General features: G+C 35.0%; 28 protein-coding genes. 11 read left to right on the top strand and 17 right to left on the bottom strand.

What is annotated here, in order from left to right; all coding sequences use genetic code 11:
• Positions 1–178: 178 nt before the first annotated feature.
• From BMY39_RS09135 to BMY39_RS09120, 4 genes are all read left to right on the top strand, one after another.
• A complete protein-coding gene (locus BMY39_RS09135) occupies positions 179–688 on the top strand; it encodes an RNA polymerase sigma factor (RefSeq protein WP_092578797.1) in 510 nt (169 codons plus the stop codon).
• Positions 675–1,145 (top strand): hypothetical protein, encoded by a 471-nt coding sequence (locus BMY39_RS09130; protein WP_092578795.1) that lies wholly within the window; start codon positions 675–677, stop codon positions 1,143–1,145. Before BMY39_RS09135 ends, BMY39_RS09130 begins: the two co-directional genes overlap by 14 nt.
• A gap of 44 nt (positions 1,146–1,189) precedes the next feature.
• On the top strand, positions 1,190–1,747 hold the full coding sequence (locus tag BMY39_RS09125; RefSeq protein ID WP_092579208.1) for a DUF4252 domain-containing protein: 558 nt from the start codon (positions 1,190–1,192) through the stop codon (positions 1,745–1,747).
• A gap of 153 nt (positions 1,748–1,900) precedes the next feature.
• The gene (locus tag BMY39_RS09120) at positions 1,901–2,443 is read left to right on the top strand and encodes a DUF4252 domain-containing protein (protein ID WP_092578793.1); all 543 of its coding nucleotides are present in this window, start codon (positions 1,901–1,903) and stop codon (positions 2,441–2,443) included.
• Between the two features lie 65 nt (positions 2,444–2,508).
• On the opposite strand, the gene BMY39_RS09115 is transcribed toward BMY39_RS09120, so the two are convergent.
• From BMY39_RS09115 to BMY39_RS09105, 3 genes are all read right to left on the bottom strand, one after another.
• A complete protein-coding gene (locus tag BMY39_RS09115; protein WP_143064758.1) occupies positions 2,509–2,694 on the bottom strand; it encodes a hypothetical protein in 186 nt (61 codons plus the stop codon).
• An 11-nt stretch (positions 2,695–2,705) separates the two neighbouring features.
• Positions 2,706–4,049, bottom strand: coding sequence for an adenylosuccinate lyase (gene purB / locus BMY39_RS09110; protein WP_092578789.1), 1,344 nt, complete (start codon positions 4,047–4,049; stop codon positions 2,706–2,708).
• Between the two features lie 100 nt (positions 4,050–4,149).
• Positions 4,150–4,725 carry an adenylosuccinate lyase gene (locus BMY39_RS09105; RefSeq protein ID WP_092578787.1) on the bottom strand — a complete coding sequence of 192 codons (576 nt, stop codon included), beginning with the start codon at positions 4,723–4,725 and terminating at the stop codon, positions 4,150–4,152.
• A 36-nt stretch (positions 4,726–4,761) separates the two neighbouring features.
• On the opposite strand from BMY39_RS09105, the gene BMY39_RS09100 reads away from it, so the two are divergent.
• The 3 genes from BMY39_RS09100 to BMY39_RS09090 all read left to right on the top strand — a co-directional run bounded on the left by BMY39_RS09100 (position 4,762) and on the right by BMY39_RS09090 (position 9,979).
• A complete protein-coding gene (locus BMY39_RS09100) occupies positions 4,762–5,235 on the top strand; it encodes a heme-binding domain-containing protein (RefSeq protein WP_092578785.1) in 474 nt (157 codons plus the stop codon).
• An 88-nt stretch (positions 5,236–5,323) separates the two neighbouring features.
• The gene (locus tag BMY39_RS09095) at positions 5,324–6,568 is read left to right on the top strand and encodes a glycosyltransferase (protein ID WP_092578783.1); all 1,245 of its coding nucleotides are present in this window, start codon (positions 5,324–5,326) and stop codon (positions 6,566–6,568) included.
• A gap of 120 nt (positions 6,569–6,688) precedes the next feature.
• Positions 6,689–9,979, top strand: a complete 3,291-nt coding sequence (locus tag BMY39_RS09090) for an Ig-like domain-containing protein (protein WP_143064757.1) — start codon at positions 6,689–6,691, stop codon at positions 9,977–9,979.
• A gap of 2 nt (positions 9,980–9,981) precedes the next feature.
• Here BMY39_RS09090 and BMY39_RS09085 read toward each other — a convergent pair whose 3' ends face one another.
• Both BMY39_RS09085 and BMY39_RS09080 read right to left on the bottom strand, forming a co-directional pair.
• Positions 9,982–10,659: an SIR2 family NAD-dependent protein deacylase gene (locus BMY39_RS09085; protein WP_092578779.1), complete on the bottom strand. Its 678-nt coding sequence runs from the start codon at positions 10,657–10,659 to the stop codon at positions 9,982–9,984.
• A gap of 7 nt (positions 10,660–10,666) precedes the next feature.
• The gene (locus BMY39_RS09080; RefSeq protein ID WP_092578777.1) at positions 10,667–11,893 is read right to left on the bottom strand and encodes a tetratricopeptide repeat protein; all 1,227 of its coding nucleotides are present in this window, start codon (positions 11,891–11,893) and stop codon (positions 10,667–10,669) included.
• Positions 11,894–11,937: 44 nt separating this feature from the next.
• Between BMY39_RS09080 and BMY39_RS09075 the strand changes: the two genes are divergently transcribed.
• Together BMY39_RS09075 and BMY39_RS09070 are read left to right on the top strand one after the other, a co-directional pair.
• Positions 11,938–12,597 (top strand): TrmH family RNA methyltransferase, encoded by a 660-nt coding sequence (locus BMY39_RS09075; RefSeq protein ID WP_092578775.1) that lies wholly within the window; start codon positions 11,938–11,940, stop codon positions 12,595–12,597.
• Between the two features lie 31 nt (positions 12,598–12,628).
• The gene (locus BMY39_RS09070) at positions 12,629–13,003 is read left to right on the top strand and encodes a VOC family protein (protein WP_092578773.1); all 375 of its coding nucleotides are present in this window, start codon (positions 12,629–12,631) and stop codon (positions 13,001–13,003) included.
• 4 nt (positions 13,004–13,007) lie between these two features.
• Here the strand turns inward: BMY39_RS09070 and BMY39_RS09065 are convergent, their stop codons facing one another.
• The 6 genes from BMY39_RS09065 to BMY39_RS09035 all read right to left on the bottom strand — a co-directional run bounded on the left by BMY39_RS09065 (position 13,008) and on the right by BMY39_RS09035 (position 19,737).
• The gene (locus BMY39_RS09065) at positions 13,008–13,784 is read right to left on the bottom strand and encodes a carboxypeptidase-like regulatory domain-containing protein (protein ID WP_092579206.1); all 777 of its coding nucleotides are present in this window, start codon (positions 13,782–13,784) and stop codon (positions 13,008–13,010) included.
• A 209-nt stretch (positions 13,785–13,993) separates the two neighbouring features.
• Positions 13,994–15,763 carry a DEAD/DEAH box helicase gene (locus BMY39_RS09060; RefSeq protein ID WP_092578771.1) on the bottom strand — a complete coding sequence of 590 codons (1,770 nt, stop codon included), beginning with the start codon at positions 15,761–15,763 and terminating at the stop codon, positions 13,994–13,996.
• Between the two features lie 558 nt (positions 15,764–16,321).
• A complete protein-coding gene (locus BMY39_RS09050; RefSeq protein WP_092578767.1) occupies positions 16,322–17,077 on the bottom strand; it encodes a DUF6090 family protein in 756 nt (251 codons plus the stop codon).
• Positions 17,078–17,219: 142 nt separating this feature from the next.
• Complete coding sequence (locus BMY39_RS09045; protein ID WP_092578765.1) at positions 17,220–18,452, bottom strand: M48 family metallopeptidase; 1,233 nt, start codon at positions 18,450–18,452, stop codon at positions 17,220–17,222.
• 68 nt (positions 18,453–18,520) lie between these two features.
• Positions 18,521–18,835, bottom strand: coding sequence for a GIY-YIG nuclease family protein (locus BMY39_RS09040; protein WP_092578763.1), 315 nt, complete (start codon positions 18,833–18,835; stop codon positions 18,521–18,523).
• A 107-nt stretch (positions 18,836–18,942) separates the two neighbouring features.
• A complete protein-coding gene (locus BMY39_RS09035; RefSeq protein ID WP_092578761.1) occupies positions 18,943–19,737 on the bottom strand; it encodes a TrmH family RNA methyltransferase in 795 nt (264 codons plus the stop codon).
• Between the two features lie 83 nt (positions 19,738–19,820).
• Between BMY39_RS09035 and BMY39_RS09030 the strand changes: the two genes are divergently transcribed.
• On the top strand, positions 19,821–20,609 hold the full coding sequence (locus BMY39_RS09030) for a DUF6503 family protein (RefSeq protein WP_092578759.1): 789 nt from the start codon (positions 19,821–19,823) through the stop codon (positions 20,607–20,609).
• A gap of 111 nt (positions 20,610–20,720) precedes the next feature.
• On the opposite strand, the gene BMY39_RS09025 is transcribed toward BMY39_RS09030, so the two are convergent.
• Entirely contained in the window at positions 20,721–21,788 is a 1,068-nt protein-coding gene (locus tag BMY39_RS09025; RefSeq protein ID WP_092578757.1) for a DUF3810 domain-containing protein, read from the bottom strand.
• Positions 21,789–21,963: 175 nt separating this feature from the next.
• On the opposite strand from BMY39_RS09025, the gene BMY39_RS09020 reads away from it, so the two are divergent.
• The gene (locus BMY39_RS09020; protein ID WP_092579204.1) at positions 21,964–23,421 is read left to right on the top strand and encodes an aminoacyl-histidine dipeptidase; all 1,458 of its coding nucleotides are present in this window, start codon (positions 21,964–21,966) and stop codon (positions 23,419–23,421) included.
• A gap of 170 nt (positions 23,422–23,591) precedes the next feature.
• On the opposite strand, the gene BMY39_RS09015 is transcribed toward BMY39_RS09020, so the two are convergent.
• The 5 genes from BMY39_RS09015 to folE form a co-directional block, all read right to left on the bottom strand.
• A complete protein-coding gene (locus BMY39_RS09015) occupies positions 23,592–23,795 on the bottom strand; it encodes a hypothetical protein (RefSeq protein ID WP_092578755.1) in 204 nt (67 codons plus the stop codon).
• Positions 23,796–23,910: 115 nt separating this feature from the next.
• Positions 23,911–24,153: an amidohydrolase family protein gene (locus BMY39_RS09010; protein ID WP_262490329.1), complete on the bottom strand. Its 243-nt coding sequence runs from the start codon at positions 24,151–24,153 to the stop codon at positions 23,911–23,913.
• Between the two features lie 65 nt (positions 24,154–24,218).
• Positions 24,219–24,440 carry a membrane protein insertion efficiency factor YidD gene (gene yidD, locus BMY39_RS09005; RefSeq protein WP_092578753.1) on the bottom strand — a complete coding sequence of 74 codons (222 nt, stop codon included), beginning with the start codon at positions 24,438–24,440 and terminating at the stop codon, positions 24,219–24,221.
• Positions 24,441–24,507: 67 nt separating this feature from the next.
• Positions 24,508–25,989: a cysteine--tRNA ligase gene (gene cysS, locus BMY39_RS09000; RefSeq protein WP_092578751.1), complete on the bottom strand. Its 1,482-nt coding sequence runs from the start codon at positions 25,987–25,989 to the stop codon at positions 24,508–24,510.
• 50 nt (positions 25,990–26,039) lie between these two features.
• The gene (gene folE / locus BMY39_RS08995; protein WP_092578749.1) at positions 26,040–26,714 is read right to left on the bottom strand and encodes a GTP cyclohydrolase I FolE; all 675 of its coding nucleotides are present in this window, start codon (positions 26,712–26,714) and stop codon (positions 26,040–26,042) included.
• Between the last annotated feature and the right edge of the window lie 66 nt (positions 26,715–26,780).

Raw genomic sequence — 26,780 nt, 5'->3', positions numbered from 1 at the left:
TTGTGTTGTTGCACCTATGCAACACAAAAAAGCAACTGCCGAAAGCCCGACCCCCTGTGGGTTGCGCCCAAATTTTAATTTTTTTTTGAATACCCTTGTAACAAAATAAATACTGGGTCGTCGTAATTACAAATAGCACAGATAACGTTATTTTAACCAAACATTAACCACAACCAAAATGACTCAGAACGAGTTTTTAAACTTAGTGATGCCTTTTAAGGATAAAGTGTTTCGTTTAGCAAAACGATTGCTTGTATCTACGGAAGAAGCTGAAGATGCCACTCAAGAGGTATTGCTGAAACTGTGGAAGAATAAAGGTAAGATTGGTGAGTATAAAAATGTTGAGGCCTTTTCTATGACAATGACTAAGAATTTTTGTTTTGATAAGTTAAAATCGAAACAGGCACAAAACTTAAAAATTGTACATAGTAATTATGAAGAGAAAAGTACACCACTACAGAAACAAGTTGAACTTAATGATAGCGTAAGTTGGGTAGAACGCATAATAGAAGAGTTGCCAGAACAACAGCGCATGATAATTCAACTAAGAGATATAGAAGAATATGATTTTGATGAGATTGCTAAAATGCTGGATATGAACAATACAGCGGTAAGAGTAACCTTATCGAGAGCAAGAAAAACAATAAGAGAACGATTAACTAATACTCATAATTATGGTATTAAATAGCATAGATAAATTACTTGAAAAGTACGAAAACGGGGAAACTAGCCTTAAGGAAGAGCAAGTGTTAAAAAACTATTTTTCTGGAGACAACGTTGCACCGCACTTAGAGCACTACAAACCCATGTTTGTGTATTTTTTGGGAAACCAACAGGAACAGTATACGAAAGCCCTACCATTAAAAACTAAAAGGACATTTAATTATAGGTGGTTATCGGTTGCAGCAGTTGCGGTCATCATGTTTGGGGTTTATTTTAGTCGTCCTGTCGATTATGGCACGATTGACGACCCAGAGCTAGCGTTTAACGAAGTATCAAAACAGTTAGCTATGATTTCAAATCATTTTAATAAAGGTACGGCTACCGTTAACTATCTCGATGAGATCAACAAAGGCACGTCAACTCTAAATTATTTGAATGAGATTGAAAACTCAACTAGTATAATTTTTAAAACTAAAAATTAAAACAGAAAAAAATGAAAACTTTAAATACACTTAACACAAATAAAATGAGAACAAAATTAATAGTATTTGTAATGGCAATTATGTTGTTGCCACTTACTGGAATGGCACAAAAGGATGTATTTGATAAATACAGTGATGATCCCAACGTAACCTTTGTAAACATTAAACCTAAAATGTTTCAAATGTTAGCTAAAATAAATATTGATGTTGATGACCCAGAGGCACAAGCTTACATGGATATGGTGAAAAGCATCACTAGTTTTAAAACCATTGTTACCGATAATTCTGCAATTTCAGCTGATATTTCTAAATGGGTTAAAGGGCGTTCTAGCAAGTTGGAAGAATTAATGGAGGTGAAGGATGACGGTACCGAAGTAAAGTTCTTTGTACAGGAAGGGCGCGATGCGGACCACGTAAAGGAACTACTTATCTTCGTGACGGGGATTGATAAGAAAATGGATGACAAGATAGAAATAAACGGAAAGGAGCGTAAGATAGAAACTGTAGTAGTATCTATGACCGGGGATATTGATTTAAATGAAATCTCAAAACTTACTCAAAAAATGAATATCCCTGGAGGAGAACATTTAGAGAAAGAGTAAGAATAGCAATAAATTTCATCAATCAATAATAGATCAATCATAAAATGAACAACAATTTTCTTCATTCTAAATTTAAAACTGGAGTGAAGAAAATTTGTGTAATTTTCTAAATACTTTTTTAGTATTTAAAAATTCAATGTTAAACATCAAAACATGAAACGAACATTTAAAATAATTTGTCTTTTAACTATACTAAGCACTGTATTGGTAAGCTGTAATAACGAACAAAGTTTACAGCGCTATTTTGTAGACCATCAAGAGCAGCCTAATTTTATATCACAGGATTTGCCAATATCTATGGTGAAAATAGATAAAACTAATTTTACCGAAGCTCAAAATGAGGCATTTGAATCTGTACGAAGATTAAACTTTTTAGGGTTTAATGTAAACGATACCAATAAAGACGTTTATGCTACCGAACTAGATAATGTAAAGTCTATCTTGAAGCAGCAGAAGTATGAAGACTTAATGGAGTTTAGCGATAAAGGCAGAAAGATTTTAGTAAAGTATATTGGTGATGATAATGAGGCTGATGAAGTAGTAGTATTTGGAAGTGCTGAAGATATGGGATTTGCAGTAGTAAGGATTTTGGGAAGTGATATGAGCCCTGAAAAAATGATGACTTTAGCCGAGGCACTCAATAGTGCTAATGTTGATGAATCACAAATACAGGATATGCTGAATTTTTTCAAATAGTTCGTGAATTATGTTACTATAAATGAAAAACTCCGATAATTTTTTATCGGAGTTTTGTTTTATCATTATTCGTTTGAATTATCGTCCTTCTGCTTAAAATTTGCGTAAAACAAATTTGTTATTACTGCAAAAAATACAAGCGTTAAAAAGGTGAGTACAATAAAATTCTCTAAAATATCTAGTACGCCAAACACAAAAATACCAGCTACCATTAAACCAGTTAGTATCAAAGATTGTTTATTGCTTAACATACGATAAATCATTAAATACCCGTGTAGTTTCCTGGGGTAATTTGTTTCAATTCTTTTTTAATGTCTTCAGAAACCTCTAAAGTATCAATAAAATTTGAAATAGAGCTTTGATTGATTTTTTCGTTAGTTCTCGTTAAACCTTTTAATGCTTCGTAAGGATTTGGATAGCCTTCTCTTCTTAGTATGGTTTGGATAGCCTCTGCCACTACGGCCCAATTATTCTCTAAATCTTCGGCAAATTTACTTTCGTTCAACAATAATTTATTCAACCCTTTTAGGGTGGCTTTAAAAGCAATAATGGTATGCCCAAATGGTACACCAACGTTTCTTAAAACTGTACTATCAGTTAAATCGCGCTGTAATCTAGAGATTGGTAATTTAGCGGAAAGATGTTCAAAAACAGCATTAGCAATACCCAGATTTCCTTCAGAATTTTCGAAATCTATCGGGTTTACTTTATGTGGCATCGCAGAACTACCAACTTCGCCTTTTTTGATTTTTTGTTTAAAATAATCCATAGAAACATATGTCCATACATCTCTATCTAAATCAATCAGAATAGTATTAATACGTTTTAAAGTATCAAACAATGCAGCCATATGGTCGTAATGCTCAATTTGAGTTGTAGGGAAGGAGTGCTGCAACCCTAGTTTTTCCTGTACAAATGCATCACCAAAAGCTTTCCAGTCAATATTTGGATATGCTACATGGTGCGCATTAAAATTACCTGTGGCACCACCAAATTTGGCCGTACTAGGAATATCGTTTAATAAATTAAACTGTTCTTCTAAACGTACAACAAACACATTGATTTCTTTACCTAATCGTGTTGGTGATGCTGGTTGCCCGTGCGTTCTTGCCAACATAGAAACCTGTGCCCATTCGGTAACAAGTTCTTTTAGTTTATTTAAAACGGTAAAATATTCAGGAACGTAAACATCATTCATGGCTTCTTTTATGCTTAAAGGAATAGCCGTGTTATTAATGTCCTGGGATGTTAAACCAAAATGGATAAATTCTTTAAACTCAGATAAACCTAAAGCATCAAATTTTTCTTTAATAAAATACTCTACTGCTTTAACATCATGGTTGGTAACACTTTCAATATCTTTTATGGCAATGGCATCTTCCGAAGAAAAATTCTTGTAAATCGTCCTTAAATCATCAAAAATATCATGATTTACCTTTTCTAATTGCGGTAAGGGAATTTCACACAAAGCAATAAAATATTCTATTTCAACTAAAACACGATATTTTATCAATGCTTCTTCTGAAAAATATGCGCCCAAGGCCTCAACTTTATTTCGGTAGCGACCATCAATTGGAGAGATGGCGTTAAGTGGTGATAATGACATTTTGTTTGATTTTTTTGAAAGACGCAAAGATAGTTTATTTAGGTAGAAGACCGAAGCTGGAAGAGTGAAGTTTTTGCATGAATTAATTTATTACTAAAGCTTATAATTTGCTGTTTTTCTTTATCTTTTTTAAGATATGTCTAGCTCTAGCTTTAAAGGCAGCACTTTGTGAATGAAAATCGCGCTCTAATATAGAAACCAGTTCAGGATATACCCAGTCAAATTCCTTTCCCAAAAGCAGTAAAGTACTCATAGAATATGCTTTGGGCGCTACTTTTTCATCGTTAATTAAATAATCAAAACTCGTTTCTATAATACGCTCTTTATGTGTGTTATTAAGAGCATACTTCACCTTATTATCGTCTTTTGAGGTGTAAGCAATAGCCAAAAGTTCACAAATTTTTGCAACAGGGCGCACCGCAGAATCTAAATGAATTAGATTTAATTTTTCGGTAAACGTATCTAAAAACGGAATTATAGAATAGATATTTTTACTGCACATAAACTCCAGTACCCAAGCTGCTTTTGGGGAAATTTTATCATTTACCATAAATAAAATATCAAGGAGTTTGGGTATCAATTTTGGATTGTCGATTACTAAATTTGCGTAATACAAACGCTTTTCACGGGAGTGATTCACATAATTTAATTCTTTATAAAGTTCTGCTGTAGTCAAAAGCTTTTCTTATTTTTAAACTCTAAAATTACATGTATGAAAATAATAAAAAAAATAGCTTTGGTACTGCTTATAGTTTTAGTAATTGCTCAATTTTTTGGTCCTGAAAAAAATTCTGGAGATATTGCCTCTGTAGCAGCTTTTGAGGCTGAAACAAATCCACCTGATAATGTAAAACTCATTTTAAAAAACGCATGTTACGATTGCCATAGCGATTTTACCAGATACCCTTGGTATAATAGTATCACACCTGTTAACTATTGGCTGGCAGGACACGTTAAAGATGGAAAAAAGCATTTTAATGTGTCTAAATGGGAAGGAAATTCTGTAAAGCGAAAAGACCATAAGTTTGAAGAATTGATTGAAGAAGTCGAGGAAGGGGAGATGCCGTTAAATTCTTACACATGGACTCACGGTGATGCAAAATTAACCGATGCTGAAATTAAAGCAGTTGTTGATTGGGCAAAACAGGTACGCGTCATGTATGGGCTTCAGCCTAAGCCTGAATAAATTTAAAAGTCAAAAAAAAATAGAAATTCCAAATTTTAATGGCTGTTGTCTGAAAATTTGGAATTTTTTTTGAGATTCATGAATTTTTATGAAGAAAAAGTTACTTGTTGTAGGTTATGTATGGCCAGAGCCCAGGAGTTCTGCAGCTGGTAGCAGAATGTTGCAACTTATTGATGTTTTTCTTTCCGAAAATTACGATATTACCTTTGCCAGTCCTTGTGCAAAAACTGAAAACGCTTTTGATTTAAGTAGTATAGGTGTCGCTCAAAAAACTATTGAGCTGAATAACGTAAGTTTTGATGCATATGTTAAAGCTTTGAATCCTAATGTGGTGCTATTTGATCGTTTTATGATGGAAGAGCAATTTGGATGGCGTGTTGCCGAACAATGTCCAAATGCAGTGCGTGTTTTAGACACTGAAGATCTTCATTTTTTGCGAAAAGGCAGGCAACAAGCATTTAAGGATGGTAAATCTTTTGACAAAACTTATTTGTATAGTGATATAGCCAAACGTGAAATTGCAAGTATTTACAGATGCGATTTAAGTTTGATAATTTCTAAAGCTGAAATGAAGTTACTGCAACATGATTTTAGGATTGAGGAATCACTCTTGCTGTATTTGCCCTTTATGCTTAATGAAATATCAGAAGCAGAATTTTCTAAACTTCCAAAGTTTGAAGAAAGAGAACATTTTGTAACTGTTGGTAATTTTCTACATGAGCCAAATTATAACGCTGTTCTATATTTAAAGGAAACTATATGGCCTTTGGTTCGAAAAGAATTGCCAGATGCTGAATTGCATGTGTATGGTGCTTATGCTTCAGAAAAAGTGAATCAATTACACAATGAAAAGCAGCGTTTTTTAATAAAAGGTTTCACCAAAGATGTCAATACGGTAATGCAGCAAGCTAGAGTGTGTTTAGCACCTATTAGATTTGGAGCTGGCCTAAAAGGTAAACTAATTGATGCTATGAAAAATGGCACACCTTCTATTACCACTTCAATTGGAGCTGAAGGAATGGAAGATTTAATTCAAGCATGTGGACGTATTTCTGATACGCCTGAAACATTTTCAGTGAAAGCAGTAGATATATATGAAAATGAATCGCAATGGAATGAAAAGTCAGCTAATACATTTCAAGTTTTAAATCAATTTTTCAACAAAAATATATATCATAAGATTTTGATGGAAGCAATTCAGAACATATCAAATCATATTAACGAGAAAAGACAGAACAATTTTATCGGACAATTGCTTATGCACCATTCGCTTCAAAGTACAAAGTATTTAAGTAAGTGGATTGAAGAGAAGAATGGGGGAGTCAAACCTTAAAGCTCAATTTAAATACACTAATCGAATGTTGCTATAGTGATTTATCTGTTATTTAAGTGTCGTAACAATATCTTTCTGCTATATAATTGATAATGGTTAACTTTATAAAAAAATAATGCTTTGAAATTTGTTTTAAATTCTTCAATACTCATTTTGTTTACGTTACATGTTTGTTCTGGGTGGTCTCAAAACATACCTCCAACACTTAATGCCGTTGGAGATCAGAGCTATTGTCCAGGAACACAAATAAATATTGCGACAAGCTTTGATATCATAGACCCCGATGACACCCAAATTGATGCTTTTTTTATTCAGATTTCTGAAGGCTACACTTTTGGCGAAGATATTTTAATGCTAACAGGAACACATCCAAATATTATTTCAAGTTGGAACGCAACCCAAGGAAAACTTAGTTTATCAGGTCTAGGTGGCGTTGCAATGCAATATCCCGATTTGATCGCTGCAGTGAATGATGTTGTATACCAAGGTACTGTTAATACAAATTCAGGCGATAAGTTTTTTTCTTTTACTATTGGGAGTGCTAATTATTTGCCCTCTACAGACCATTACTATGAGTATGTTTCTGCTCCAGGTATAACATGGACAAACGCTAGGGTAGCGGCAGATGCCAGAACATATTTTGGTTTAAAAGGATATTTGGCAACCATAACTTCTGTTGAGGAAGCACAGCTTTCTGGAGAACAAGCAGCAGGTGCCGGATGGATAGGAGGTAGCGATGTGGAAACAGAAGGCGTTTGGAAATGGATGACCGGTCCTGAAGCGGGTACAGTATTTTGGAACGGTTTAGCTAACGGGACAACACCTAATTTTGCTAATTGGAATGTAGGAGAGCCCAATCAATTTGGCGATGAAGACTATGCGCACGTAACCAGCCCTAATGTAGGTAATAGAGGGTCTTGGAACGATTTACCCAATACCGGAGATTTAAATCCTTCAAGCGACTATCATCCACAAGGCTATATTGTAGAATATGGTGGTACTCCTGGAGATCCTGTTGTTGATATTTCAGCCAGTACAAAAATTAATATCCCTTCAATTACTAATGCTGTAGTATCTGCTGCTGTTTGCGATTCGGGAACATTCACTTTAGGAGCTACCACTTCTAATGGAGACGCTGTTTGGTTTGATAGTTTAACGGCAACAACACCCGTATTTACGGGTAATACTTTTATAACGCCAACTTTAACGGCAACAACCAACTATTTCGTTATGGCTTCTGTAAATGGGTGTTTTATTGGAGAACGTACACAGGTTACAGCCATTGTAAACAGTACACCGAGCATAGATAGTATTTCAGAAGCTACTATTTGCATTGGTGAATCTGCAACCATAAGTGCTACATCCACAGCTGGCTTTATAAGTTGGTATAGTGTTCCTGTTGGTGGAACGCCAATTGCCAGCTCATCAAGTTTTACTACACCTATACTTACAAGTACTTCTGTGTATTATGTTAGTGTAGCCAATAATGGATGTACTTCAGGTAGAACCCAAGTAACAGTAACTGTTTTGCAAACACCAACACCAACCGGCGATAATGTTCAAGAGTTTTGTGATATAGATAATGCTACACTTGCAGATTTAGTAATTGTGGGCGATAATATTAAATGGTATGCAGATATTGCGGGTACAATGCTTTTAGATAATACTACGGCCCTCGAAACCAAAACGTATTATGCAACACAGACTGTAAATGGTTGTGAAAGCGAAGGAAAATTAGAAATAGATGTTTTTATATTTGAAACTGTAACGCCATTATTACCTAATACTATATTGCCAATTGAAATATGTGATACCATGGCCGATGGCGATGATACTAACGGTTTTGCGGAGTTTGATTTAACATCTGTAGAAACACTTTTATTAAACGGTAGTGATGCCACCGATTTCCAGGTGCTTTATTATGATGATCCTGCAACAACAGTGCCGATAGCTTCACCTGAAGCTTTTCAGAATACTGTTGTGAATGAACAGACTATTTATGTAAGCATAGAAAATATTTTAAACGCAAACTGTGTCACTAGTGCAGAATTTACCATAAAAGTTAATGTGCTCCCTCAAGTAGAGCCCGCAGTTATTTTTAAAAATTGTGATGAAGATGGACTTGCGGATGGTTTTACGGATTTCAACCTGAATGAATTAAACGAAATTATAACAACCGAAAACCAGAATGATTTTTCTGTTTCTTATCATGTGTCTCTAAATGATGCTAATACAGGTGCAAATCCCTTAATCCCTTTACCTTTTAATAATCAAACGGCCAGTGAAATTTACGGACGTGTAGAAAATAATACAACAGGATGTTTTGATGTTTCTACAATAAATTTAGAGGTGTCTACAACGGTATTATCTCCTACATTTATTCAAGAAATAGAGACTTGTGATGACGATACGGATCCAGACGGTTTTTCTGTGTTTGATTTAACTTCCGTTTCAAATAATTTTATAAATCAATTTCCAACAGGACAGAATTTGACCGTACATTATTTTAAAACCCTGAGTGATGCGCAATTGGAAGAAAATGAAATAACCACACCAGCCAGTTATACTAATGAAAATCCATTTTCAGAAACACTTTATGTTCGTATTGAAAGTGAAGATAACGGTGAGTGTTTTGGTATAGGGCCAAATTTAGTGCTAACGGTTCATCCAAGGCCAGAATTTCAAGTAGATCAATCAGAAACCTTTTGTTTAAATGGAGGTTCTATAACTCTAAACACCTTTAATCCAAATGGCATATACACTTATGTGTGGACCGATTCTAACAATGCTGTAATTAGTACTTCGGAATTTGCAACAGTTGCAACAGAAGATGTTTATACCGTAGTAGCAACCTCGGCAGAAGGCTGTGTATCGTTTCCTATCACCTTTCAGGTTAAAGCGTCCGGCAGCTCTACGATTACTGAAGATGATATTACAATTGAAGATTTGTCAAACAATAATAGCATAATAATTGATGACTCAAATATTGGCATTGGCGATTATGAGTTTGCATTAGATAACGAATTTGGCCCTTTTCAAGATGCACCGATATTTCGAAATGTACTAGCGGGCGCACATAAAGTTTATGTGAGAGATATAAATGGTTGCGGAACTGTTGTGTTGGATGTATTTGTTATGGGCTTTCCTAAGTTTTTTACGCCTAATGGCGATGGCACGAATGATACATGGAATATTAAAGGCTTAAGTGCCGATTATTCCCAAAATTCTACCGTTTATATTTACGATAGATATGGTAAACTTATTAAGCAATTTAAAGCCTTCGGTAATGGCTGGAACGGAACTTTTAATGGCCAACAGCTCAACACTAATGACTATTGGTACGTTATAAATCTCATAGATAATGATGGGAATGTTAAGGTTTTTCGTGGACACTTTAGTTTGATACGATAAACTCAAACACCTAACATTTTAAATAAGCGCTTCATACCGATGGTAGCAGTTTCAGCGATTACAGTCACTCGTTTGCTACTAGCGACATTTGGTTTAGGGTCGATAAAGTAAATGGGTATGTCAGAAGGTGTGTAATGCATCAATCCTGCTGCTGGATATACTTGCATAGAAGTTCCAATAATCAATAAAATATCCGCCGTTGCACAAATTTGTGCTGCTTTTTCAATTAGGGGAACATCTTCTCCAAACCACACAATATGAGGACGTAATTGATGCCCTTTTTTGCAAACATCACCTAAAACTAAATCGGTATTCCAATCTTGTATATCAGTATCATCATAAGTGCTTCTTGCCTTTAAAAGTTCACCGTGTAAGTGTATAATGTTCGTACTGCCGCCACGTTCGTGCAAATCATCAATGTTTTGTGTAACTACGGTAACTTTAAAATGATCTTCTAATTTCGCTATATCTTTATGTGCCGCGTTGGGTTCTACTTCAAACAATTGTCTTCTACGTTGGTTGTAGAAATCTAAAACCAATTCAGGATTTTTAGCAAAGCCTCGTGGAGAGGCTACTTCCATAACATCATGGCCTTCCCATAAACCACCGGCATCTCTAAAGGTTTTTACACCACTTTCGGCACTCATACCAGCTCCAGTAAGTACTACAATATGCTTCATAGTTATGCTATAGTTTTTTCCAGTTTTTAAAAGTCTCAGATGCTGCCAAATCTTTCAGAATGTTTACATTGTATACATCAATTTCTTCCACAAAACCCATAATATCAGTTTTAGCATAACCATCTTTAACCAAAAAATCTAATACACCTATGCATTCATCAAATTCCTGCATTAATGAAAGACAAGACAATTTGGAGGAATAACCATCAAAAAAATCTGGGAATTCTTGTGTTATAATCTCGAAATAAGAAAGTGCTTTTTCGTATCTCTCTCTTTGAAACTCTACATTACCCATCATTAAATTTAAAAAACTATCATCGGTATCCTGTTTTAGTTTTTCAAACAACAACAACGCCATATCATAGTCTTCAGTTAAGATATGGTAATCTATTTGACTTAAATACAGCGTAGCATCATCAGGGTAGTTATCCATAATGTTTTTTATGGAATTCTTATACAGTGCGTCGTTAATATTTGAAGCACAGACAGATTTGATAACCAAAACAAATTTATCATCCTTTAAATCGCCTTTTAAACCGTCTATTTTATCGTATGCATTTTTAAAATCACCTTTATTGTAATAATCAACACCTTGTGCAAGTTTAATGAATTCATCAGCGTTACTTTCACCAAAAAAATCAAACAAACTTTTTTTAGGTAGCGCGTATAAATAAAAGCGTTCTAGAGTTTTACTCAGCGCTTCTCCAGTAAGGTAAACGTAAATATCATTGAATGAAAAGTTGTTATTTACGATAGAAACTCTATAAAAATGATAGTTTATACCTGTTTCCGCAGAATAAATTCTAAATAACATATAATAGGTATCCATGCTATTATCATAGCTGTAGTTTACAAAATCGTAGTAGCTACCTGTCTCTACCTCGTTAATAATTTTTTTTGGAAATGCGGTTATATTAGAGTCAAAGCCTTTTAAAAAATTAGCCCTGTAGTTGTTTAATGATTTATCGTTTTTGGTACTTGCGGTGACTAATTCCCCAAAACCTTTGGTATCAAACAATTGCATAAATGCCTCTGTGTTACTCTCTATAATGGCATTTTGCAACTGTTGTCCTAGTTTTGCAACTTTCACGTCATTAGTCTCATTTTCAGTGATATAAAAACTACTATTTTTAGTGTCTTGGGCTTTTCTGGACCGTGCCTTGTTTTGAGAAAATCCAGCGCTAAAAAAAACTAATAAAATTAGGCTGCAGAGAGCTCCTTTAAGATGAATCATAGTCAGTGATTTGTATCTTTATGTTTTAAATATAAGTTAATTAAATGAGGGAGCAAGATTTATTAGACCATTTGAAATCTTATCTAACCGATAAACGCATAGCGAAGTTTGAAACCGTTTTATCACAGCGCACCACCCATTTTACTGTGGCTACAGAAGATGTTTACCAATTACATAATACAAGTGCCGTAATTCGCAGTTGTGATGTTTTTGGGATTCAAGAAGTAAGTATTGTGGAAGAGCAAAATACCAAACGGATTGATAGGGAAATTGCTATGGGTGCACAAAAATGGGTAGATTTAAACCGATACCATTCTGTAAAAACATGTATAAGTACTTTAAAGGAACGAGGTTATCAAATAGTAGCAACAACGCCTCATAAAAATGATTGCGATTTACAAGACTTTGACATCTCTAAAAAATCCTGTTTTTTCTTTGGAAGGGAAACGGAAGGGTTATCGGATGAGGTTTTAAATTCGGCAGATTGTTTTTTAAAAATCCCCATGGTTGGATTTACGGAAAGTTTAAATATCTCGGTATCTGCGGCTATTATATTGCAATATGTAACATATAAGTTAAGGCGTAGTAATATTGATTGGAAACTTTCAGAACATGAAAAGCTTAAGAAACAATTAGATTGGTGCAGGAAAACAATAAAAAGTTATGATGAGATTGTGGAACGGTTTTATCAAGTTGAGAATTAATTATCTTTAACTGCAAATAAAATAAACAATTATGAAACGAAATATGGTAGGCTGGTTTGAAATTCCAGTAGCCGATATGGAAAGAGCCAAGGCGTTTTACGAATCTGTGTTTCAAGTTAAAATTGATGTTCAAAATTTTGGTGGTATTTTAATGGGATGGTTTCCTTTTGCTGAAGGAAAAGAAGGAGCTGCCGGTACTTTGATAAAACAGGAGTCTTATATTCCTAGTCAAGAAGGAACTTTAGTGTATTTTATGTGTGATGATGTAAAAAATGAATTAGATAGGGTAGAAGCTGCTGGAGGCCAAATATACCAACCAAAAACACAGATATCTCTAGAACATGGATTTATGGGTGTTTTTATAGATACTGAGGGCAATAGGGTAGCGTTACATTCCCAAACGTAAAATGTTAAATTCGGTCTTTTCGACGATTACTGAGTAGCTTGTATTCTTCATAACATTCACTAATGGCATCAAGAATTTGTAAATCGTTTGCTGTTTGAATAAAACCTTTGGAATAGTTGCACTGACTTACGATTTCATCTAAATCCACACGATCAACTTTCAATAAAGCAGTCAGTGTTTCGCGGTCGTATCTAGAAGCTAAAAGATTCCTTATTTCATCATCCTTCTTCATTTGCTTTAACTTGCGCAGTTCGTTAGGTTTTTTACCAAACATACGATGTAAAAAGTCCGCAGGATTAAAAATAGAGCCTATAACCTTTGTTAATCCAGATTTATTTCCAGCTTCATATCCTTTAGATAATCCAGCAATTTGGTAACGATAATTGTCATTAACCTGAGGTACTTGCTTAATATCTACTTCAAGGTATCCTGTAAGTTTCAATTGGTTGACTACAACTTCTTCGAGTGCCAAAGCTAATTCTGTCAATTCAATTTTAGAACTCCCAAATTTTAACCAGTCGTTGGTTACCCTAACTTTTATAGATTTAAATCCAATGTAAGAGAAATGTAAGGTGTCATTCACTTTAGCTGTGATAGCAAATTCACCATTATTATTGGTGGTAGTACCTTTAACCTGATTTAGGTTTACAATGTTCACGCTTTCTAAAGGTATATCATTAGCAGCATTTACAACCGTTCCAATAGCTTTGGTAATATCTTCTTGCGCCATAGCAGAAGCAGAGGCGATAAGGATAAAAAAGATACTTAAAAAGCGTTTCATAGCGGAATACATCACAATAATTAGGTTATAAAAGTACTAAACAAAACACTAACATGTTGGGGTTATTGTTCTAATTTGACTTAAAATTAACAAAAAGCATACCTAAATTGTAGATAATGTGGTAATCTGAACCTATTTTAGAATCTATTTAGAATAACCTTAGATACTTAAACAAGTTCAGTTACACAAAAGAATATTATTAATTTATTTTAACGTCTTGAACGTCTCGGTCTAGAGCTTGCAAAATCTCCCGATTTATTGGAACGCCTTGATTTTGATTTGTTGTCGCTTCTACGTCCGCCCTTGTTTCCTGAACCAGAACCAGAACCACTTCTTCGGTCATCACGTCGTTTACCTCCGCGATTTCTATCTCGTCGTCCACCACCTCTTCTGTTTTCAGAAACTTCTACGTTTACAAAACGCCCGTTATATTTAAAGTCGGTAAAGAATCCAAGTACTTTTTCTTGCAGCTCTTTTTCAGTGTTAAAGAATGAAAACGTGTCTTTGGCTTCCACTTTAAACACATCGTCTTGACCGAGTTCTAACACTTCTTTTAGGAAGTCTTTTAAACTCATCCAGTCAAAGCCATCCTTCTTTCCAACGTTTATAAAATAACGTACAGAATTTCCAGAATCTTTATGGTCGTCATTAGAAGTTGAAATATTTAAATCCAACGCCTTCTGATAGTAATTATAAAATCTCGTAAACTCTACTGAAAAGAACTTCTTAATCAATTCTTCCTTGCTCGTATCGTCAAATAAGGCATTAATATCACCCAAATACGCATCAATATCATGATTTACTTCAGTATTATGCACTTTATTAGCTAAAGACATTAATTGCACCTCACAAATCTCCATACCATTAGGTATTTCTTTCTTGTCAAACTGTTTCTTGATAATACGCTCAATACTTTTAATCTTGCGCACTTCACTTTTAGAAACAATCACCATAGAAACCCCGGTTTTACCTGCACGACCAGTTCTACCAGAACGGTGCGTATAAGTTTCAATTTCGTCTGGTAATTGGTAGTTTATTACGTGGGTAATATCATCAACATCAATACCACGGGCAGCAACATCAGTAGCCACAAGCATTTGTATTTGCTTGTTTCTAAACGATTTCATTACCAAATCACGTTGGTTCTGACTCAAATCACCATGTAATGCACCAGCACTATACCCATCTTCTATTAAACGTTCCGCCACTTTTTGAGTATCGCGCTTCGTTCTACAAAAGATTACTGAAAAAATATCAGGATTAGCATCCGCTAAACGTTTCAACGCTTGGTAGCGGTCTCTGGCATTCACCAAATAATATTCGTGGGATACCTGATTGGTACTCTCGTTTTTATTCCCAACAGTAATTTCCTGAGGGTTATGCATAAAGTGTTTAGCAATAGAAGCCACTTCACGAGGCATAGTGGCCGAAAACAACCATGTGTTTTTATCTTGTGGTGTGTGCGATAAAATATCGGTAATATCCTCTTTAAAGCCCATATTCAGCATCTCGTCAGCTTCATCTAAAACCGAATATTCAATTTTAGAAATATCAACCAAACGTCTGCTAATCATATCCTTCATACGCCCAGGCGTAGCTACAATAATTTGTGCACCGCGTTTAATTTCTCGTGCCTGATCTGTAATACTGGCGCCACCGTAAACAGCCACAACGTTTAAACCATTGCAGTATTTACCGTAAAGTTTCATTTCGTTTGTAATCTGTAAACAAAGCTCTCTGGTAGGCGACAAAATCAACCCTTGCGTGGTGCGACTATTTACATCAATTTTCTGTAACATGGGAAAACCAAATGCGGCCGTTTTTCCCGTTCCTGTTTGTGCCAAAGCCACCAAATCGGTCTCAGAATTTAATAAAATAGGAATTGCTTTGTCTTGGACTTCACTAGGTTTTGTAAACCCTAAATCTGTAATAGCTTGTAATAGGTCGTCATTAAGACCTAAATCTTGGAATGTGTTCATTCGTGTTATGTATGCGATTATGTTATGTGGTGTTACATAAAGAAGTGAATCGACATACTTAACCTAAACTTCTAGTAACACATCCTCACCCTGAGGAATAATTTCAAGGCGCAAAGATACATTATTATTTTGGATTAGCTATTAACGATTAACGATTAATGATTAACGATGAATGATGAATGATGAATGACTAACAATTAACGATTTAGGATTGCTGAATAGTAGTATGGCATTTAGATTTTGGAATTTGAAATTTAATGCTTTAGGGCGTTACCCCACCCTTCGACAAGCTCAGGGCAAGCAGGGTCGGGCTTTACGTTGCAAGTCCTCGCTCGTGCCTCGCTGTGGGCTTTCCACTGCAATCCCTAACGCGGGTGTATTTGCTTGCTCATGGTTAGAGAGGTGTTTTTAGTTTTTTTGGGAGGTTCGTTTAACGTGTTTGTATAAGATTAGTTGCGTTGTTTAGCACTTAACTTTGCAAGTACGTACCAAACTGAAAATCCGAAAGGATTTTCAGAAGTAGGCGAGAACAAGCAATTACTTATGCCATTGTTGTGCTTAGTGTTTTTGTTTCAATTCAGTATTAATTTTATTGATAAGTTCAATAATACTTTTTTCAACTCTATGACCTCGTGATTGAGTGGCGCTATTCTCAAAAGCAATGGCCTTTAAAAGCTTCAAAAATTTTGAATCATTTCTCAATCTCTGATAGTCTTCTTTACTTATCTCAAAAAACAACCCTCTGAAACTTAAAGATTGATTTGAATCATAGTTCATTGAAAAATATTCTATTAGTTGTGGTTCGCTATGTAAGGCATGAAACCGTCCACGTTCATCCTCATAAGTTTTATAATAAGGATATAGCATGTCGTATTGGTATAAAATGGCATCTCTTAAGTTATCGTTTTTAATGATTCCAACATTTTTATTTTGTAATAAATTATAACCACTTGTTATAGGGCTAAAATGTGGTGTAACTCTTAAAATAGCTGCACTTACTGATAAAGAATCGGTTGGTTGCTCAAGATTTAGCAAATGGCTTCTGACGTCTAAACAGGCTTTATTAATGATGCCCATTAACTCTAAATCCTCTCTTATTTCAATCAGGTCCGTTTGTAAATTGGTCCGGATTTCCTTTAATATGCCAACTTCAAAATTATTTTCTTTTCGTTGTTCGTTAAGGTTATTTACCTGAAGCGCAATCAAAATTCCAATGACAACCAGCACAATCTCTCCGAGTGCATAAATCAGGTACTTACTGAATTTGCTTTCAGATAGCAGTTTTTTTCTAATTTTTCTAAAGAATTTTATCATTGGTTAGCGTTTTGTCATAATGAAGTACAATGGGTTGACGGATATGCGCCGTTATGCAATACTTCGACAAGCTCAACACAAGGGCTTATATCCGCTGTTAAACGAAGTTAGTTGAAAATTTTTACAAAGTCAAATATGTGTACTACTTCCTCAAATTCTTAATCCGTTCCAAAAGCGTTGGATGCGAATAATGCATAAAGACATATGCCGGATGCGGTGTTAAATTACTTAAACTGTTTTTGGAGAGTTTTTTAAGCGAGGTAATTAAAGGTTCGCCTTTATAAGTGTTTTTGGCATAATCATCTGCTTGGTATTCAAATTTTCTGGAAAATACATTCATTATTAATCCCGTAACTTCAGAAATAGGAGAGTAGAGTAACCCAAAGGCAATCAACCCAATATGGAAACTCGGTATTTCAACGCCTAAAGCTTGCGATAATAATGGGTTAGAAATAAATAAGGACAAAATATAAAGCGTTAATCCTGTTAATAAAATAGACGCAAACAAATTAAAAATAATGTGCTTCTTTTTGTAATGCCCCACCTCATGTGCTAATACGGCAACAATCTCATCATCATCTAAATCATTAATCAAGGTGTCGTAAAGTGTCACGCGTTTTTCACTCCCAAAACCAGAAAAGTAGGCATTGGCTTTTGTACTACGTTTTGAGCCATCAATTACAAAAATTTTATCTAACTTAAAACCAACTGTTTTTGCATAAGCTGAAATTTTATTACGTAATTCTCCAGCTTCTAAAGGGGCTTGTTTATTAAAAAGTGGTACAATAAGTTTAGAATAAAACATATTCATAAATAGTGTGAATACCGCAACCAATCCCCAAGCGTAAAGCCAAAAGTGACTTCCTGTGGCTTGATAAAACCAAATAATAAGTGCTAATATACCACCGCCAATTATAGCCATCATGAGCCAACCTTTAATTTTATCTAAGAAAAACGTTTTAACCGTAGTTTTGTTAAACCCAAATTTTTCTTCAATCACAAATGTGCTGTAATAACTAAAAGGTATAGTTAAAATATCACTACCAATCATGATTATTCCAAAGAAAATCAAAGCAATGAGTATTGGGTTGTCGCTATAACCTCGCGCTATGACATCTACAAATTCAAAGCCATCAAAAAATAAAAACCCTAGTGTAAGCACTAAAGAAAAAACGGAGGTAATGATGCCGAATCTATGCTTGGTAGCTTTATATTGCTGTGACTTTTTATATTCTTCGTCGTCATAAACATCTTTAAGTTCATTCGGTAATTCATCATTAAAATGTTTGGCGTTTAAAGCGTCTAAAACTTTATCAACTATAAAATTGATGATGATTATTGCTATGATAATGTAGAATAAACTCTGTGAGTTCATAAATTCTAATTTTTAAATTCCAAATAAAAAAATATGTTCTAGTGTCACACTGAGCGCAGTCGAAGTGCTTATTTACCCGAATATTTATAATGTGTAGCATTTCTGCACTCTGCTAATATTTGTAACATGTCAAAATTACCATTAATTAGGGCTTCTTTTTTGGCTCTCGTCCACTTTTTTATTTTCTTTTCAAAATAAATAGCCTGAAGCACATCATTGAATGTTTCATATAACTTCACTTCAACAGGTCTTCTTTTATAGGTATAGCAATCTCTAAATTTCCCATGCTCATGTTCATTGAAACGTTTGTCTAAATTATTTGTTATCCCTGTATAATAAGAGTTATCAGAACATTTTAAAATATAAACATAATAGGAATTCATTTTATAAAAATTATAATTAAAAATGTCACACTAAGAGCAGTCGCAGTGCATTACAGCTTCAGCGTTTTAAGGTCTTCGACTGCGCTCAGACTAACATTTTCGGGGTGTTATTTAAAATCTCGCTGTCTTTTCGCTTCAAAAATAAGGATTCCTGCAGCAACAGAAACATTCATAGAATCTATTTCACCTTGCATAGGGATTATAATATTTTGAGTTGAACTTTCTAACCATAAATCACTTAAACCTGTAGCTTCAGTGCCAACAACAATAGCTGTTGGTTTTGTGTAATCTTGCGTATGATAATCTACAGAAGCTTGTAATGCGGCACAATAAATAGTGATGCTTTGTGCTTTTAAAAAGCTGATAATTTCTTCAGTAGTTCCCGTGGCGATACTGTTGGTGAATACACAGCCTACACTAGAGCGAATAATATTAGGGTTGTACAAATCCGTTTTAGGGTTGGCGATGATAACAGCATCTACATTGGCAGCATCGGCTGTTCTTAAAATAGCGCCTATGTTTCCGGGTTTTTCTGGGGCTTCGGCTACTAAAATTAATGGATGATCTGTATCAAGCTTTAAATCAGTTAAACTATTTGGTTTTGATTTTGCTACAGCCAAAACACCCTCTGTAGTAGCTCTGTAGGCCAATTTTTGATAAACCTCTTTTGAAATTTCTATTGTATTTGTAGGTTGAGTTGCTAAGTTATTTAGCTGTTCGATTGGAAATAACTCAGAATAAAATAAAATGGTTTCCAGTTGATATCCACCTTTTAAAGCCAAAGAAATTTCACGTTGGCCTTCAATCAAAAATAACCCTGTTTTTCGACGTTCGCGCGACTTGTCTTTTAGCTGAACAAGTTCTTTTATATAGGTGTTTTGTGAACTGGTAATCGTTTTCATATGCGTTGAACAAAAGTAATTGTTTTTATGTAATTATATTCCGTTAACTTCGTCAAAGCTCATAATTTTAAAAATCATCAACCATGAAAAAGCTATTAATTGTAGCGCTTATAATTTCACTTTTTAATTGTAAAAATAAGTCTACTCCAACCGAGCAATATACAGATGAACAGCTAGATATTACAACATCAGTATATCCAGAAAATATTACCAAGGTATTCGATGCGCACGGTGGTATAGATACGTGGAGTGATATGCAATCCTTAGTGTTCACCATGAAAAAGCCAAATGGAGATGAAATAACTACCACAGATTTAAAAAACAGAACATCTTTAATAGAAATGCCAAAACACACTATTGGCTTTAATGGTGAAGCCGTTTGGTTAAAACTTAAGGATACAATACCCTATAAAGGGAATGCAAAGTTCTATTATAACTTAATGTTCTATTTCTATGCAATGCCATTTGTACTGGCAGACGACGGTATTATGTACGAAGACGTAAAACCTTTGGAGTTTGATGGTGTATCATATCCAGGAATTAAAATCGCTTACGAACGTGGTGTAGGCGAGTCTCCCGAAGATGAATATATTTTGTATTACAACCCCGAAACCTATAAAATGGAATGGTTGGGTTATACGGTAACCTATTTTTCAAAAGAAAAAAGCAAGGAATTTCATTTTATAAAATATAGCAATTGGCAAACGGTTAACGGATTAGTTTTACCCGAGACGTTAACATGGTACAACTACGAAAACAATCTACCCACCACAAAGCGCAACGATTTAAAGTTTACTGATATTAAACTTTCAAAAGAAAAACCAGAACCACAAATTTTTGAAGCTCCAGTGGGTGCAACGATTGTTGAGTAACTAATACAGTTCGAGTGTTTTTGTGGCAAAAAAAATAGTATCGAAAACCATTATAAACCTTAAGTTCATTTAGGCTTATAGATTTTATTGAACCATTTAAATTCAAATAGACTACAAGTCCTTCGTCTCCAAATAATTAACCAAAAGCGCTACAACATAGCTATAGCTTTCCATACCTTTTGTTTGGTTGTTAACTTTTAGGAAATTACCGTAAAACACCTTAAAATAAGGCTCAAAAGGGTTTTCGTGTGCCTCCCAAAACTTACGGGATTCCTCGTAGTTTTTTCTAATTCCCAGATTAACATCTGCCAAAATATCTTCAAATAAACATTCATCACGCCTGTAAATCTCAGCCAAACAAAAACGGAGTCCGAAGGTGTAACCACAGTATTTAATAAAGTCGTCCTCATTATAAGATGCCGCCATAAACCCAATAAAATTAGCCTCATTTTCGGCAGCATAACCCAATTGATGTGCAATTTCATGAGCTGTCGTTGTTGGGAATTTATACATAGGAATGCGCCCATTAACATGCGCTTCGTTAGTTAACGGATTCAAATATCCACTAAAGCCCATATAGGTTAATGGATAACTAAATAAAGACTGTTTTTTGCTCTCAGGATGGTATTCCAAATTCGGAAAAACACTTTTCAAATTATCATATCCCTTCGGAATCATTTCAAAAACTTCAGCTTTATCATAAGGCAAATTCACTTTTAAAGAATCATTGGGCACAAGTTTCGCGTGTAACCTATTGGAAGCTATAATTAATTTTTCGGTCACTTCCACCAGTTGCTCAGTGGTGTAATCAGCATTCAAATCTAAATTCTTGTGCAGCGGCAACCGGTAATAATTTATACCCCAAAATAAATGAAATGCAAAATATATAATTGATATTGCAGCACATACATCGGTTGTCCAATGCTTAAAATCTGTTCGTATACGCAATCTATTTTTAACAAACCACCAAATTATATATACACCACCTAGGCCATACACCATATCGCCAAACGAAAATGGTAGCCAACCCAAAACAAACCGAAACATTTTAGATAGCCATTGGTACAACCCTTCACTGTAGTACCGCTCCACAAATTCAGGGTAACGCGAAAGTAATTGCATCAGTAATACTTGCGGAATTAGCCCTAAGGCAAGTAATAACTTTTTCTTCTTCAGCATGTATCAAAAATACTAAAAATTTGTACCGCAGCCCTTCTACTTATTTGCTAAAGTTTCTTCCTGCTTTCCACTATATCTTTTTCTCGTGCCTCAAAAAAGGATGCCGTTGCAATCAGGAGTAGCTGCCAATGTCGGTGCATTTTTGCTATCTTTGAAATTCGTTACAAACAACACTATGAGCGCAGAAATAAGACAATTAGAGCCTAAGGCACTTTGGAATAAATTCGCAGATTTAAATGCAGTACCACGACCTTCAAAAAAAGAGGAACGTGTAATAGCTTTCATGAAGAACTTTGGTGAAAATTTAGGATTGGAAACCATTGAAGATGAAGTAGGCAACGTAATTATTAAGAAGCCCGCAACTACGGGAATGGAAAACAGAACTACTGTAGTAATGCAGTCGCATTTGGATATGGTACACCAAAAAAATAACGATACGGTTTTTGATTTTAACAATCAGGGTATTGATATGTATGTGGAAGGTGATTGGGTAAAAGCAAGGGGAACAACTTTAGGTGCAGATAACGGATTGGGTGTGGCAACAATAATGGCAATTTTAGAAAGTACCGATATTCCTCATCCAGCTATAGAAGCATTATTTACCATCGATGAAGAAACTGGAATGACGGGTGCTATGGGTTTAAAAGGTGGTTTGTTGTCTGGTGGTATTTTATTGAATTTGGATACCGAGGAAGATGATGAAATTGGTGTGGGTTGTGCAGGTGGTATAGATATTACAGCAACAAGAACCTACAACGAAGAAGAAACACCTGAGTTTAAAATTGGCTTTGAAATTAAGGTAAAAGGCTTGCAAGGTGGACATTCAGGAATGCAAATTCATGAAGGGTTAGGAAATGCCAATAAAATTATGAACCGCTTATTATTTGATGGTTTTGAGAATTTTGGATTACGAATCTCTGAAATAGATGGTGGAAGTTTGCGAAACGCCATTCCTAGAGAGAGTAAAGCCATTGTTGCAATAGATGCGATTCACGAAAATGCATTTGTCTTAGAAATGAAGGAGCTCGCAGATGCGATAAAGAAAGAATACAAAACCATGGAGCCTGATTTGGTGATTGAAGTTTCGAAGACAGAAGCACCAAAAAGCATTATGGATTTAGGTGTTCAAGAAGGGTTTACACGAGCTATGTACGCTGCTTTAAATGGTGTGTATCGTATGAGCGCTGATATTCCTGATTTGGTAGAAACTTCAAATAATATAGCCAGAGTTGTAGTAAAAGAAGGTAATATTGAAGTGAGTTGCTTAACGCGTTCCTCTGTGGAAAGTTCTAAGATGGATTTAGCCAATAGCCTAAGGGCAACATTTGAATTAACAGGCTGTGAAGTGGAATTTTCAGGCGAATACCCAGGATGGACACCAAATATGGATTCTGCCATCTTGAAGGTAATGACGAAACTCTATGAAGATTTAAATGGTGAAAAACCACACGTAGCAGCATGTCATGCAGGATTGGAATGTGGTATTTTGGGCCAAAATTATCCAGAAATGGATATGATAAGTTTCGGACCAAACATTAAGGGTGCACATTCACCAGATGAGCGTGCGCAGATTTCTTCAGTACAAAAATATTGGAAATTCGTTCTAGAGATTTTAAAGGCTATTCCGGAGTAGTAGATGCTTGTTAAGGTGCGTATAGAAATAAAAGATATAGATATTAATATTTTTCCTTGACTCAAAACTCACGTTCTCAGTGCCATTTGCATGGGGTCGAAATAGCGCTCATCTTGATTACAGTTGCGCGTTGTTATAGCAAGATTTTGCATAGAAACTCTTATAGTGGGTTAATTTCCTCTTTTTAGAAATTGGATGATAGATATTACAATTCCGATGAGAATCATCGGATAAAGAATTAAAAGGTCTACACGTATCAAAGGTCCTGCTGTATTTTCTTTCCATGAAGACAGCACTACAAATTCCCATAATAGGTATAGCATAATAAAGGCCATTGTGGCCCATTGTATGGTTGTTATTTTTTTGTTTTTCATTATTTCTTTAGTTCTAATAACTCAATAAGTTCTATTCAATTAGAAATTTTAATAAACTTACCACCTTTAAAATGTGTTATAATTACTTGATTGTAATTGTAATAAATCAAATTGTTTAATACGTAGTTTCATAAACAACCTCACCATCAAAAATGGTCATCACCACTTTAGTGTTTAGGATTTCAGACTCATCAATAGTCATGATGTCTTTATCAAAAATGGTGAAATCTGCTAGTTTTCCAACTTGTATAGAACCTTTGATGTCTTCTTCGAAAGCACCATATGCAGCATCCAATGTATAGGATTTTAAGGCTTGCTCTCGCGTCATTTTTTGTTCTGGTTCACACCCTTCTTTAATATGTTTTTAGCCTCACCAATCAATAGCCAAAATGCGACAATTATAAAAATAAAACAGTGTCTTTTTTAGGGTACAGGATCGTAACCAGAACCACCCCAAGGATGACAAGAAAAAATACGTTTTATAGCGAGCCATCCTCCTTTAAAAACACCATGTTTTTTTAAGGCTTCTATAGCGTAATGCGAGCATGTAGGCTGGTATCTACAGGTTGCCGGCGTTAACGGAGATATCAAAGTTTGATACACCTTAATCAGCAATACAAATGGTGCTATAAGAATTTTTTTCATATCTATATTGGAGATGCTTAGTTGTTAAGTAATTGTGCAACCAAACAACCTACATCTAACGAATAAACTAGTTTATTGAAAACGTAGTACCGTCTTTTCCGTCTTTTAGCACAATGCCAACTTCTGCCAGTTCATCACGAATCTTATCAGATAATGCAAAATCTTTATTCGCTCTGGCTTCTTGTCTCAATTTTATAAGAACATCAACGGCACCAGAGAGTTTATCTGTTCCTGAATTAGTTTCAGAAGTATTTTCCAAACCAAGAACATCAAATACAAAGGCATGCATTGTGGTCTTTAATATTTCCAAGTCCTCTTGAGAAACACCAGCTTTTCCTTCTTTAATTTGATTGATATATTTTACAGCTTCAAATAAATGTGCAATAAGAATAGGCGAATTAAAATCGTCGTTCATTGCATCATAGCATTTTTGCTTCCATGCATTCACATCAAACGCAGAGTCTCCAGAGGCTTTAATGTTATTCAACAATTTTATGCCTTCCATAAGTCTGTTAAATCCTTTTTCACTGGCTAATAAACCATCATCGGTCAAGTCTAAAACACTGCGATAAGACGATTGCGCATTAAAAAAACGGATAACACCTGGAGCAAATGCTTTACTGAAGAATTTGTTATCGCCAGACAATAATTCATTTGGGTTCACTGTATTTCCTGTGGATTTAGACATTCTAGAGCCATTAAGCTCTAACATGTTGGCATGCATCCAATAATTAACAGGAGAAACTCCTTTTGCGGCCTCGTTTTGGGCAATTTCGCATTCGTGATGTGGAAATTTTAAATCCATACCACCACCATGAATATCAAATTGTTCTCCCAAGTATTTGGTGCTCATCGCGGTACATTCTAAATGCCATCCTGGGAAACCATCGCTCCAAGGTGAAGGCCAGCGCATGATATGTTGCGGTTCAGCTTTTTTCCAAAGCGCAAAATCTTGTGGATTCTTTTTATCGCTTTGCCCATCTAAAGCGCGTGTGTTATGTATTAAATCTTCAAGCTTTCGTTTGCTTAATTTTCCGTATTCATTGGTTTCATTAAACTTATGAACATCAAAATACACAGAGCCATTTACTTCATAAGCAAAACCATTGTCGATAATTTTACTAATCAATTCAATCTGCTCAATAATATGTCCTGTAGCCGTAGGCTCAATACTAGGAGGGAGGAAGTTTAAAGTATTTAGAATGTTATGAAAGTCAACAGTGTAACGCTGCACCACCTCCATAGGTTCAATTTGTTCTAAACGTGCTTTTTTTGTGATTTTATCCTCTCCAGCATCTTCATCGTTCTCTAAATGTCCTGCATCCGTAATATTTCTAACATAGCGCACCTTATACCCTAAATGCTTTAGGTAACGAAATACCATATCAAAAGACATAAAAGTCCTTACATTTCCTAAATGAACATTGCTATACACGGTAGGTCCACAAACATACATGCCTACATGTCCTTCGTTTATAGGTTTAAAAACTTCTTTTTTTCCAGTGAGGGAATTGTATATTTTGATTTGGTTTGATTGATATAACTGCATTTGGTTTGCTGATGAGTTATTATAAGTTTTGGGACTAAATATGTTTAAAACTAAAACTGAGTGTCTAGCTGAATATAATCTAAAAATTCTCGACGCGTAGCCATATCTTTAAATTTACCACCAAATTCTGAGGTTACCGTGCTACTTTCAATATCTCTAATGCCTCTTGAATTGACGCATAAATGTTTCGCATCAATAACGCAAGCTACATCTTTGGTATTTAAAACCTCTTGAAGTTCCTTAACAATCTGAATGGTTAAACGTTCTTGAACTTGCGGACGTTTAGCATAATAATCTACAATACGGTTCATTTTAGATAGTCCCACCACGGTGCCATTAGAAATATAGGCTACGTGTGCTCTTCCAACAATAGGTAACAAATGGTGTTCGCAAGTTGAATATACCGTGATATTTTTTTCAACCAGCATTTCACCGTATTTATACTTGTTTTCAAAAGTAGAGGCACTGGGTTTTTTCTTAGGGTCTAAACCTCCAAAAATTTCCTTCACAAACATTTTTGCAACACGATTGGGAGTACCGTTTAAGCTATCATCGGTTAGGTCCAAACCAAGGGTTTCCATGATGTGACGCACGTCGTCTTTTATAATGTCTATTTTCTCCTCATTGCTAAGTTTAAATGCATCACTTCGCATTGGTGTATTCTCTGAAGAACCAATGTGTTCATCTCCTAAAGCATCAAACTCTTCTAAATTGTCAAATTTCATAAGTATTAACTGAAAATTTAATTTGCAAAGATAAGCAATTCATATTTTTTTACTTTGCTTCTAACG

Source organism: Hyunsoonleella jejuensis, assembly GCF_900111025.1.
Taxonomy (GTDB): Bacteria; Bacteroidota; Bacteroidia; order Flavobacteriales; family Flavobacteriaceae; genus Jejuia; species Jejuia jejuensis.
Note: the sequence above shows the minus strand (reverse complement) of the source record. Positions and strands in the feature narration are given on the sequence as shown.